An 11,873-nucleotide genomic window follows, 5' to 3' on the forward strand; every position below is an offset into this window, starting at 1 on the left:
TTAACTGTATATATTTTAAATAATTACAAATAATATTATATATCTAATTCAACGTTAAATATATAATAAAGGATGGTAGTCTATGATTGTTGTTTTAATTAGAAGTATAGTTCTTTATATAGCAGTTTTAATATCACTTCGTATTATGGGAAAAGGCGAAATAGCTGAAATGAATTCTTTTGATTTAGTTATAACTCTTTTAATTGCTGAAGTTGCTGCTATCCCTATGCAAAATAATGAAATTCCTATAGTTTATGGAATTGCAGCTATTACTGGTTTAGTATTTATGCAAATAATAATTTCTTATTTAACTTTAAAATGTAGAAGTTTTAGACTCTTATTAAATGGAAAACCTGCTATCCTTATAGATAAAGGTAAAATTAATTACAATGCTTTAAAACTTGAAAGAGTAACTATGGATGAACTTTTAGAACAACTTAGAATTCAGGGGTACTTTAACTTAAAAGATGTTTATTATGTAATACTTGAAACTGATGGAAATCTTAGTATAGTTCCTAATCCTGGCTATGAAAAAATTCCTAAAGAAAACTTTAATCACTTACCTATTCCTTTGATATTAGATGGTCGATTAATAAAATGTAATCTTGAAAGTATAAATAAAAATACGAATTGGCTTTTATCAGAACTTAAAAAAAATAATATCAACTCTATTTCTGATACTTTAATTTGTATATTAGATGAAAAAGACAATTTTTTCATACAAAGAAAATAATTACTTAAGAGGTGATATATTGAAATCTATTATCTTTACTATGATTTGGACTATATTACTTGTTAGTTTAGGCTTATTTGTATCTTTTAAAGCAGAAGATTTTGCAGATACCTATGTAGAATCTTTAAATAAGCTTGAAGTATATGTAAAAAATGAAGATTGGCAAGAATGCGATAAATTAAATAACAAAATAAAGAAAAATTTTATGAAAGACTCTAGACATTGGTTTAAATTTTTAAATCATTCTCATTTAGGAGATATCGAACTATCTTTTAATATATTATCTGATGGTATCTATTTAAAAGATATAGGAAGCTGTTTAGAACAAATAGAAAATATAAAAATATATCTACATCGTATGATAGAATCTGAAAGGTATAATCTTGATCATATACTATAAAAAAGATGTCTTAAAATTTATTATAATTTTAAGACATCTTTTTTATTATTTACTCATTTCTTTAGATTTTTCTATACAGTCACCTATTGCTTTTATAACTGCACTTCTAAACCCTTCTGCTTCTAAAGTTTTAACTGCTTCTATTGTAGTTCCTCCTGGAGAACACACCATATCTTTTAATTCGCCTGGATGTTTATCTGTTTCAAGAACCATCTTTGCAGAACCCATAACAGCTTGAGCTGCAAATGTATAAGCTTGATTTCTTGGCATTCCAGCTAAAACAGCAGCATCTGCCATAGCTTCTATAAACATAAATACATATGCTGGTGCTGAACCACTAACACCTATTACAGAATCTATTAAATATTCATTTACTATTTCAGCTTTACCAAATGAATTAAAAATTTCTTTGACTATATTTAATTCTTCATCTGTTATATTTTTATTTTTGCAAAGTGCACTCATTCCTTCATTTACAAGTGCTGGTGTATTTGGCATAGTTCTTATAACTTTTTTATCATTACCTATAACATTTTCTATTGATTCTATAGTTTTTCCTGCAGCTATTGTAACTATTATTTTTTCATTGTCTATTAGTTCTTTAACACCTTCTAAAACTATATCATAAACATTAGGCTTTACAGCTACTATAACTATATCACTAAATTTCACTACTTCTTTAGAGTTTGTAGTTACATTTATGCCATATTCATTTTTAACATTTTCAAGTACTAACTCATTTAAATCAGAAGCTATTACATTATTTGAGTCTACCAATTTTGATTTAACTATTCCACCTATCATAGCCTTAGCCATATTCCCTGAACCTATAAAACCAATTTTCTTATCCATATTTAAAATCTCTCCTTATTATATGTTATAAATTTATCATTTTGATTAAACAAATATAGGGTCTGTCTTAAGAATTGTTTAAGTAAATTTTATACTTTATGTTAATTCTTAAAACATACCCTTTTTTAGCTATTTTAGAAAGTTTGTTCAGTTCTTCCTATTATTTCATCTTGAAGTGCTCTACTTAAATTATTAAAGTGATCACTATATCCTGCAACTCTAACTATTAGATCTTTGTATTCATCCGGATTTTTTTGAGCTGCTAATAAAATATTTTTATCAAATACATTAAATTGTATATGATGTCCATCCATATTAAAATATGTTCTAATTAAATTAGCCATATTATCAAGTCCTTGTTCACCTTCTACAACTGCAGGTGCAAATCTTTGATTAAGTAAAGTTCCTCCAGTTTTTAAATGATCCATCTTAGAACAAGATTTTATAACTGCTGTTGGTCCAAATGTATCTGCTCCTTTTTCTGGAGATATCCCTTCTGATAATGGTTTTTGACTAAGTCTTCCATTTGCACTAGCTCCCATAACTTCCCCAAAATATACATGGCAAGTTGTAGGTAACATATTTATTCTATAATCAGCTCCTAGTGGAGATTTTCTTCCTGTAACTTCATTGTAAAATGCATCAAATGTATCCTTCATCAAATCATCTGCATAGTCATCATCATTACCATATTTAGGAGTTTTATTAACTACCATATTATATATAGCTTCATGTTCTTTAAAATTATCACTTAATGCTTTTAATAACTCATCCATGCTAAATTTTTTCTTATCAAATACATTGTATTTTATTGCACTTAAACTGTCTGTTATAGTTCCTATTCCAACCCCTTGTATATATTTAGTATTGTATTTTGCTCCTCCTGCATTATAGTCTTTGGCATTTTTAATACACCCTTCTACTATAACACTCATTAAAGGAGCTGGCATATGCTTTTGATATATTTTTTCTATTACATTATTTCCTTTAACCTTTATATTGACAAAATGATGTAATTGAGCTTTAAAAGCTTCAAATAATTCTTCATACGATTTAAATTCTCTAGCATCTCCAGTTTCTATACCTAGCTTCTTATTAGTCATTGGATCTATACCATTATTTAAAGTTATTTCAAGTATTTTAGGTAAATTTAAATATCCAGTAAGTATATAAGCTTCTTTACCATAGCATCCAGTTTCAACACATCCGCTAGTTCCACCACATCTAGCATCTTCTATAGTTTTTCCTGCCTCTAATAATTCTTGCATTATAGCTTCTGTATTATAAAATGCTGGTTGACCCCAGCCTTTTCTAGATATTTCACAAGCTCTTTTTAAAAATTTACTTGGAGTTTTTCTACTTATCTGAACATTTGAACTTGGTTGTAATAACTTCATTTCATCCATTACATCTAGTATTATATAACTTACATCATTAACTCCATCTTTACCATCTTCTGTTATTCCACCAGTATTTATGTTGGCAAAATCAGTATAAGTTCCACTTTCTTTTAGCGTAACTCCTACTTTTGGAGGTGCTGGTTGATTATTAAATTTAACCCATAAACACTCTAATATTTCCTTAGCTTTTTCTCTATTTAATATATTGTCATCAACATCTTTTTCATAAAAAGGATTTAAATGTTGATCAAATCTTCCTGGACTAAATGCATCCCATATGTTAAGTTCGGTTGTAACCCCAACATGCACAAACCAATACATTTGTACTGCTTGATGAAATGTTTCTGGCTTATTAGCTGGAACTACATCACAATTTTTTGCTATTAATAATAAATCATCTTTCTTTTTTTCATCCTTTTCTTTAGATGCTAATTCTCTAGCATATTCAGCATAACGTTTTCCATAAGATATTATTGCATCACAAGCAATAGACATACCTTCTAATTGTGATTTTTTATCATATGCATTACTATCATTTATAAAATCTAATTTTGATATTTCTTCTTCAATCTCATTTTTAAAATCTAAGAATCCTTTTTTGTATATACTCCCTCCACAAACAGTATGACCTGGTGCTCTTTGTTCCATAAACTCAGTAAATATTCCAGATTCATAGCAATCTAACCATTCTTTTTCCATAGAGTTTACTATTTTCTGTCTTATTTGTCTGTTTTTCCAAAAAGGTATTATTTCTTCTTCATGAATTTTTTTAACTTCATCACTTACTTTAAATGATATAATTTCTCTTTTATCCATTATGTCTAAATCTTCCATTGTATGACAACATAATTCTGGATAAGTAGGTGTACTTTGTGGTGAATCCCCTTTTTCTCCAACTATAAGCTCTCCATCATTTATACAAAGAGTTCTATTTTCCATATAATGCTTAAATGCTAATGCTCTAAGTACTGGTATTTCAACACTTCCTTCATATTTTTTATATCCTTCAGTTATAAGTTTTGCTCTTTCAATAGTTATAAATGGTTGTGTATCAACACTTTGCTTTCTTAACTTCTTAGTTCTATCAAAACTCCCTCTTTCCATAAAGTTATCCCCCAATCTTTGTATTAAAATTATTTTTTTCGAATAATGCTTTTATCTCTTCTAATTTTTCATCCGAAGGTCTGCTTAAATTTTCGCCTTCGTAATTCATATAAAGCTTTTTATATTTATGCATACCTATATTATGGTATGGCAATAAATTAACTTTTTTGATATTTAAAAATTTTATGAAATCTATTATTTTTATAATTTCCTTATTATCTCTATCAACATTAACTCCTTCTATTAAAGGTATTCTTATATTTATATTTGCACCTTTTTCACTTAATTTAACTAAATTGTCTAATATTAAATCGTTAGGCTTATTAGTAAATAACTTATGTTTTTCATTGTCTATTAGCTTTATATCATATAAAAAAGTATCTACAAATGGTAGTATAGCTTCATAGTTTTCAAATTTTGCATATCCACATGTATCTATAGCTACATTTATTCCTTTTTCTTTACATAAAATAACTAAACTTTTTATATATTCGATATCTTGAGTCATTACCTCTCCCCCAGATAATGTAACTCCTCCATTAGATTCTTCATAAAACATCATATCTTTTGTTATTTCTTTGATTAAATCTTTTATCTCATAAGTTTTACCTACTATTTCTCTAGCATTATTTAAACAATAATCTATACAAGTTTCACAAAATTTACAATTTTCTTTATCTAGACATATCAAATTTTCTTTTGTATATATAGCATTATTAGGACATTTTTTAATACAAGTTTCACATCTTAAACACTTTTCTTCATTATATAAAACTTCTTTATTATATTCTTGGCTTTCTGGGTTATGACACCATATACATTCTAGTGGACATCCCTTAAAAAATATAGTAGTTCTAATACCATCTCCATCATGTAAACTATATTTTTGTATATTTATTATTAATGGTTTTTTCATCTAATCACCTGCAAATATTATTTTTTCTTATTATTAAAAGGGTTTGGTGTTGCAACAACTACTATTCTAACCATTTTATTTGTGTAATTTGCCCAGTTGTGATTTCGTGAAGAATTATAGTGTATGCTATCTCCAGGGTAAAGTTCATGTTGTTCTCCATCTAAAAATAAAGTCAAAGTTCCTTCTAGTACATATATAAATTCTTCTCCTTCGTGCATATATGATTGTATATCTTCATCAGTATTATTAGGAAGTATATCAACAAGTCTAGGTAGCATTTTTTTTTCATTTAAGTCATTTGACAAATTATATTGAATGCATCCTGATGTACATATATTAAATACTTCTTTTTCATAACTTCTAATTATTGCTTTTTTCTTTGTTCTTGGCTTTAAAAAGAAATAAGATAGTTCAACTTCAAATACATCAGCTATAGTTCCTAAAGTATCTGTTGCTATACTTGTTAATCCTCTTTCTAGTTGTGACAAAAAACCTATAGATAAATTAGTTTTTTCACTTAAATCTTTTAAAGTCATTTTTCGTTGTGTTCTTAAATGTTTTATTTTAGCTCCTATATGTTCGTTCATTCTATCCCTCTCTTTTTGTAAACATTTTCCTTAACTTAAATATACTATATTGTTATAAAATTGTCTATGTAATTTTGTTATATTATGAAATTTTTTTAGTAATAGTTAATTTATTAAAATTCAACTTTTATATCTTCCTTAATTTTTATATATAGTAAAAAAACTATAGGTTAAAATTAACCTATAGTTTTATTTCATCAGATTTTTCTTTTTTTAACATACAAACTATAAATCCTATAAATGTTATAGCAATTGACATTATATATAATATCTTAAGTCCGAACACATCAATACCAAGTCCTACTGGTAACTTTATAATAGATGATGATATTCCTATAGCCATTGATGTTATTGTTAAAGCTGTTGCTTGTATTTCACTTGAGAATTTTTCTTTTATGTAACCTATATATGCTACTAGCATAATTGAAAATGCAAGTGCTGTAAGTGGTGCTGTAATTATAAACATTGTTGGTGAACTTGCAAATAAGCAAGTTATCCATCTAAGTAAGAATGTTAATATACCTATTTTAAATACATTCTTATATCCATATTTTAATACTAACTTATTAATTTTTGCCATAAAGAATATTTCAGGTAAAGCAGTAAATATTACTAATGTTCCTATATCTCCTTGACTTGCACCTAGTTCTATTAAATATAGACCTTGATATGCATTAGTAACTTCACTAATACTTATAGTACTTATTACTATAAGTAATAACCATAAATATGACTTATCTTTCAATAACTCTTTTAAATCTTTCTTTAAAGTAGATGTTTCCATTTTTTCTTCTTCATCATACTTTTTAGAATTTAAAAAAGGAAGTACTAATAAAGATACTATAAATAGTGTTATATATACTAAAAATATTATTCTAGAATTTGAAGTTACTTTTATAAGTTGTCCAGTTAAAAAACTTATTAAAGCAAATCCTACAGATCCACCACTTCTTATTATTCCATAGTTTACATTATTATGTTTACAGTAATCTGTAGCTATATTATCAGCTAAAGGAGATATTGCATATCTAAAAGCTTCAGCTAAAGTCGCTACTAAAAGTAATATTGGGAACATCTTAACACTAGAATACATACCCATTATTACACAGTTTATAGCTACACATATTCCAAGTATTTTTTTATCTTGTTTAGTTGCATCCGTTATAATTCCCCATAATGGTACTACTAATATACCTATTATAGATGGGACAGATGTTATTATTCCTATTTGCGATGCAGATAGATTTAGTGCTCCATCTAAATATGGAACTATATATGGTATAAAAGCACCTAATCCTCCATATATAAGCACATAATATAAATAATATTTCTTCATGTCTTGCCCCCTTCGGTCAGTTAAATACACTCTATTATATCATAATTTCGTTTATGTATGATAAAAAAAGAAAGGATTTCATTCTTTTTTATTTGTTTATTTTTTATATTTTTAACCAAAAATGATATTTTTATTTTTAAATTTCTACTTAATTTTTCAATTTCCAGTGATTAAGTTACTTTTCATATTGCAAAAAATGCTATAATATATATAGTATATTACAAGTTCACATACTTAAGTTATATTAATTGTAAATATGAAAGGTCGTATTTTATGGATATAAGTAAAGAAAATATAGATAAGGTTGGATATTTAAACGAAAATTTTAAAATTTTCCATATAAAAGATATGAAGGATATTAAATTTGATTACCATCATCATGAATTTAATAAAATTACAATTTTAATCTCTGGAGATGTGGATTATTTGGTTGAAGGAAAATCTTATAAATTAAAACCTTGGGATATTTTATTTGTAAGTAATACAGAAATCCATAAACCAATTATAAATCCTGAAAAATTTTATGAAAGAATAGTTATTTGGATTAATCCTAAATATATAGAAAGCCACAATTACGGTGATGATTTATTTACTTGCTTTAATATATCTAGCAAAAATAAATCTAATTTACTTAGACTTAATCAAACTGACTTAGATAATATAAAAAATTTATTATTTAGTATTAAAGCTGCTGATAATTCTAGTGATTTTGGTCATGTTATACTTAAAAACTCTTTATTTATGCAATTTTTAGTGCTAATTAATAGATTGTCTCTTAAAAATGATAATACTTCAGATGATGTTGAATATGATGAAACTATTCAGCAAATATTTAATTATATAAATGAAAATTTAAATAAAGATTTATCAATAGATACAATAGCTAATAAATTTTTTATGAGTAAATATTATTTAATGAGAAAATTCAAATCTCAAACTGGCAGTTCACTACATAGCTATATAGTTCAGAAACGACTTATATATGCTAAGTCATTAATAAAAAAAGGTTATCTTATGAGTGATGCATGTATTGAGTGTGGTTTTAAAGATTACTCCAGTTTTGTTAGAGCTTTTAAAAAATCTTATGGCGTTTCACCTAAACATTATTTAGATAGAATAAATGAGTTTGAAAAAAATCCTTTTGAAATAGAATAAAAAATGCTTAAATAAAATATTTAAGCATTTTTTGTCTTATCTCATAAATAAAAAACTATTCATACTATTAACTATTATAAATTTATATTTTGTCCTATACCTTTTTCAATAGCTTTTTTATATATTTTATTAGCTACTACCATATCAAATAAACCCATACCTACTGATTTATATAATGTCGTTTTATTATTTACATCAAATTCTTTATTGTCCCTAATGAAATCCCCCATATTTTCTATATCTTCAGATTTTATAAGATTATTTTTTATAGGTAAGTATAAATCTCCACTTTCTTCTTTCGCAAAATCAGTATCAACTATAACTTTATCTACAACTTCAAACAAAGCATCTGGTAACTCTCTCATATCAGGTTTATACGATCCTATAGCTATTATATGTTTTCCTTTTAGTAACTCTTTTTGGTTATCTATAACTGGTTGGTATGAAGTTGTAGCAGTTATTATAACTTCACTATTTTTTAATAATTCTAAAGAGCTATTAACTACAATTACATCTACGTTTTCTAATTCTTTTTTTAGTTCTTCTTGTAACTTAATAGCCTTCTCCTTTGTTCTATTATATAGATATACAGTCTTTATATTTCTCGCTTTACATGCATATAAAACTTGATAAAAACCTTGTACTCCTGTCCCAATTAATCCTAGAGTTTTTACATCTTCACTTGTAGTATATCTAACTCCTACTCCTCCTACAGCTCCAGTTCTAGCTGCTGTAAGTGTTTTCCCGTCCATCATACAAACCATCTCACCAGTTTCTATATCATTTACTAACATAACCCCATCTATAACTGGCTTGTTTATTTTAGCATTATTAGGGGCAACAGTAAGTATTTTTGTCCCAAACGCTTTTTTTGTAAAGCATGGCATATAAAGTGTTGTTAAATCATCATTTTCTACTTGTATTCTATCAGGCATATTAAATGATTTATCTGCATATATTTTATAAGCTTCTTCTACTGCATCCATAAATTCATCTAATGTTATTGATTTTAGTATATCTTCCTTGTTTAAGTATATCATGTTAAACTCCTTTCAGGATTTTTATATGTATATTTGTTATTATTATAACATTTAAAACTAATATATAAAATATACAAATCAGGAGTATATAAAATTCAAAATAAGTTATATTTTATATACTCCTTTAAAATAAATCTATCCTATTTTTATGTAATCTCCTGATACGTATCCGTATCCTCCATTATATTTTATCTTATGCCATCCATTTTTACTTTCTACTATCTCTACCTTAGTACCATCTTTTAACGAACCTATTATAGTTTTATTAGATCCATAGCCATTTCTTATATTTAAACTCGTTGCCGTTACTGTTCCAGACTTAGATATTGTTAAAGATTCATTAATTGCACTACTTGATGTTTTTATATATTGCCCTGTTATGTATCCATATCCTCCATTATATTTTATCTTATACCATCCATTTTGGCTTCCTATAATCTCTACTGTTGCTCCATTTGATAAAGATCCTATTACAGGATAATTTGTCCCATATCCACTTCTCACATTAAGCCTAGTAGCTGTTACTATTCCTGTATTTTTTACTATTGGCTTGTTTTGTTCTTCATTAGCTGGTGGTGCTACTACAGAACCATCTATTTTTATATAATCTCCTGATATGTATCCATATCCTCCATTATATTTTATTTTATGCCATCCATTTTTACTTTCTACTATTTCTACTTTTTCTCCGTTTTTTAATGACCCTATCTTAGCATAACTTGCTCCATATCCATTTCTTACATTTAAGCTATTAGCTGTTACTGTTCCTGTATTTTTTACCGTTGGCTTATTTTGTTCTTCATTAGTTGGTGGTGCTACTATAGAACCATCTATTTTTATATAATCTCCTGATACGTATCCATATCCTCCATTATATTTTATTTTATGCCATCCATTTTTACTTTCTACTATTTCTACTTTTTCTCCGTTTTTTAATGACCCTATCTTAGCATAACTTGCTCCATATCCATTTCTTACATTTAAGCTATTAGCTGTTACTGTTCCTGTATTTTTTACCGTTGGCTTATTTTGTTCTTCATTAGTTGGTGGTGCTACTATAGAACCATCTATTTTTATATAATCTCCTGATACGTATCCATATCCTCCATTATATTTTATTTTATGCCATCCATTCTGACTTTCTACTATTTCTACTTTTTCTCCATTTTTTAATGACCCTATTTTAGAATAATTTGCTCCAGATCCACTTCTTACATTTAAACTTGTTGCTGTTACTATTCCTGTATCTATAACTTGATTATTTTGATCTGGATTTTCAGGAGTCTCTGGTTCAATAGGTTTATTTACATCTCCATTAAGTGTTATGTTTTCTTTTAAGTATTTTTCTATTCCATTAGCTATACCAGTAGCTAACTTATCTTGATATGCAGGATCTGATAAATTTGCTGATTCAGTTGGATTAGTTATAAATCCACTCTCAAATAATGCAGCTGGCATATTAGTTTCTCTTAAAACTGCAAAGTTTGCTCTTTTAATACCTCTACTTCTAACGCCTGTTTCATTTATAGCATTAGTTTGTATATCTTGTGCATAAGGTCTATGATCTCCCTTATTTGTATGATAGTAAGTTTCTATACCATTAGCACTAGTTGAATCTGATGAATTTTGGTGTATAGATATAAATACATCTGGTGCATACTGATTTGCCATATTAGCTCTTTCACTTAAAGATATAAAGTTATCACTTATTCTGCTCATTTTAACTTCAATACCCTTAGCTATTAGTTTCTGCGCTACTTTTTTAGCAACTTCCAGATTAAGTTCATCTTCATAGTGCCCATTTCCAACAGCTCCACTATCTTGTCCTCCATGACCTGGATCAACAAACACTTTATAATAGTTTCTATTTACTTTTGGACTAGATGCAAAATTATATGATCTTATTGTATTTTTAGATACATGAACTTCTATTATATGTACTTTATCTCCTATTTTTTGACTTAAAAATACTGTACCTGGATTTATAGGTGTTACGATACCATTTTCACTAATCTGTACGGTATTATTGTTTGATACTTCCCAATTTGGATTAGCTGATAAATCAAGTTTTTCTCCTTGTCTTAGTGATATCCCATCTTCCATTTCTATATTTTCTGATTTATATTTATCCATCACAAATGTAAGTTCTGATTCTAAATTTCCATTAGCACTTACTGGAATCACGCTACCTACAGTAGTTGCTGCTGATATTATTCCAAAAGTGACGATACCCTTAGTAAATTTATTAAGTTGTTTGCTCACTTTTACAATCTCCTCTATGCATTAATATTTTTTCAATATTTTTCTATACTACTATATTTTAACATATATCATCTAGCTCTTTCAAATT

At 27.0% G+C, this 11,873-nt stretch carries 10 protein-coding genes; 3 read left to right on the top strand and 7 right to left on the bottom strand.

From position 1 onward, the window contains the following. Positions 1 to 82 precede the first annotated feature (82 nt). Together H8891_RS06755 and H8891_RS06760 are read left to right on the top strand one after the other, a co-directional pair. Entirely contained in the window at positions 83 to 733 is a 651-nt protein-coding gene (locus tag H8891_RS06755; RefSeq protein WP_187005743.1) for a DUF421 domain-containing protein, read from the top strand. 19 nt (positions 734 to 752) lie between these two features. Continuing rightward, positions 753 to 1,133 carry a DUF4363 family protein gene (locus H8891_RS06760; protein ID WP_187005744.1) on the top strand — a complete coding sequence of 127 codons (381 nt, stop codon included), beginning with the start codon at positions 753 to 755 and terminating at the stop codon, positions 1,131 to 1,133. Positions 1,134 to 1,178: 45 nt separating this feature from the next. On the opposite strand, the gene proC is transcribed toward H8891_RS06760, so the two are convergent. The 5 genes from proC to H8891_RS06785 form a co-directional block, all read right to left on the bottom strand. Next, on the bottom strand, positions 1,179 to 1,985 hold the full coding sequence (gene proC / locus H8891_RS06765; RefSeq protein WP_187005745.1) for a pyrroline-5-carboxylate reductase: 807 nt from the start codon (positions 1,983 to 1,985) through the stop codon (positions 1,179 to 1,181). A 134-nt stretch (positions 1,986 to 2,119) separates the two neighbouring features. Further along, positions 2,120 to 4,489 carry a trans-4-hydroxy-L-proline dehydratase gene (hypD, locus tag H8891_RS06770; RefSeq protein ID WP_187005746.1) on the bottom strand — a complete coding sequence of 790 codons (2,370 nt, stop codon included), beginning with the start codon at positions 4,487 to 4,489 and terminating at the stop codon, positions 2,120 to 2,122. Between the two features lie 4 nt (positions 4,490 to 4,493). Continuing rightward, positions 4,494 to 5,405: a trans-4-hydroxy-L-proline dehydratase activase gene (locus tag H8891_RS06775; protein WP_187005747.1), complete on the bottom strand. Its 912-nt coding sequence runs from the start codon at positions 5,403 to 5,405 to the stop codon at positions 4,494 to 4,496. Positions 5,406 to 5,422: 17 nt separating this feature from the next. Beyond that, complete coding sequence (locus H8891_RS06780) at positions 5,423 to 5,992, bottom strand: helix-turn-helix domain-containing protein (protein WP_147543888.1); 570 nt, start codon at positions 5,990 to 5,992, stop codon at positions 5,423 to 5,425. A 181-nt stretch (positions 5,993 to 6,173) separates the two neighbouring features. After that, positions 6,174 to 7,328 carry an MFS transporter gene (locus H8891_RS06785; protein WP_187005748.1) on the bottom strand — a complete coding sequence of 385 codons (1,155 nt, stop codon included), beginning with the start codon at positions 7,326 to 7,328 and terminating at the stop codon, positions 6,174 to 6,176. A gap of 273 nt (positions 7,329 to 7,601) precedes the next feature. Between H8891_RS06785 and H8891_RS06790 the strand changes: the two genes are divergently transcribed. Further along, positions 7,602 to 8,483, top strand: a complete 882-nt coding sequence (locus H8891_RS06790; RefSeq protein ID WP_187005749.1) for an AraC family transcriptional regulator — start codon at positions 7,602 to 7,604, stop codon at positions 8,481 to 8,483. Positions 8,484 to 8,557: 74 nt separating this feature from the next. Here the strand turns inward: H8891_RS06790 and H8891_RS06795 are convergent, their stop codons facing one another. Both H8891_RS06795 and H8891_RS15480 read right to left on the bottom strand, forming a co-directional pair. Further along, positions 8,558 to 9,523: an ornithine cyclodeaminase family protein gene (locus H8891_RS06795; RefSeq protein ID WP_187005750.1), complete on the bottom strand. Its 966-nt coding sequence runs from the start codon at positions 9,521 to 9,523 to the stop codon at positions 8,558 to 8,560. 135 nt (positions 9,524 to 9,658) lie between these two features. Further along, on the bottom strand, positions 9,659 to 11,785 hold the full coding sequence (locus tag H8891_RS15480; protein WP_187005751.1) for an SH3 domain-containing protein: 2,127 nt from the start codon (positions 11,783 to 11,785) through the stop codon (positions 9,659 to 9,661). Positions 11,786 to 11,873: the final 88 nt, after the last annotated feature.

It is taken from the genome of Paeniclostridium hominis, from assembly GCF_014306135.1.
Lineage (GTDB): Bacteria > Bacillota > Clostridia > Peptostreptococcales > Peptostreptococcaceae > Paraclostridium > Paraclostridium hominis.

Coding starts and splice junctions, on each gene's coding strand:
- H8891_RS06755 (WP_187005743.1), top strand. CDS start 83: ATGATTGTTGTTTTAATTAGAAGTATAGTTCTTTATATAGCAGTTTTA.
- proC (WP_187005745.1), bottom strand. CDS start 1,985: ATGGATAAGAAAATTGGTTTTATAGGTTCAGGGAATATGGCTAAGGCT.
- hypD (WP_187005746.1), bottom strand. CDS start 4,489: ATGGAAAGAGGGAGTTTTGATAGAACTAAGAAGTTAAGAAAGCAAAGT.
- H8891_RS06775 (WP_187005747.1), bottom strand. CDS start 5,405: ATGAAAAAACCATTAATAATAAATATACAAAAATATAGTTTACATGAT.
- H8891_RS06780 (WP_147543888.1), bottom strand. CDS start 5,992: ATGAACGAACATATAGGAGCTAAAATAAAACATTTAAGAACACAACGA.
- H8891_RS06785 (WP_187005748.1), bottom strand. CDS start 7,328: ATGAAGAAATATTATTTATATTATGTGCTTATATATGGAGGATTAGGT.
- H8891_RS06790 (WP_187005749.1), top strand. CDS start 7,602: ATGGATATAAGTAAAGAAAATATAGATAAGGTTGGATATTTAAACGAA.
- H8891_RS06795 (WP_187005750.1), bottom strand. CDS start 9,523: ATGATATACTTAAACAAGGAAGATATACTAAAATCAATAACATTAGAT.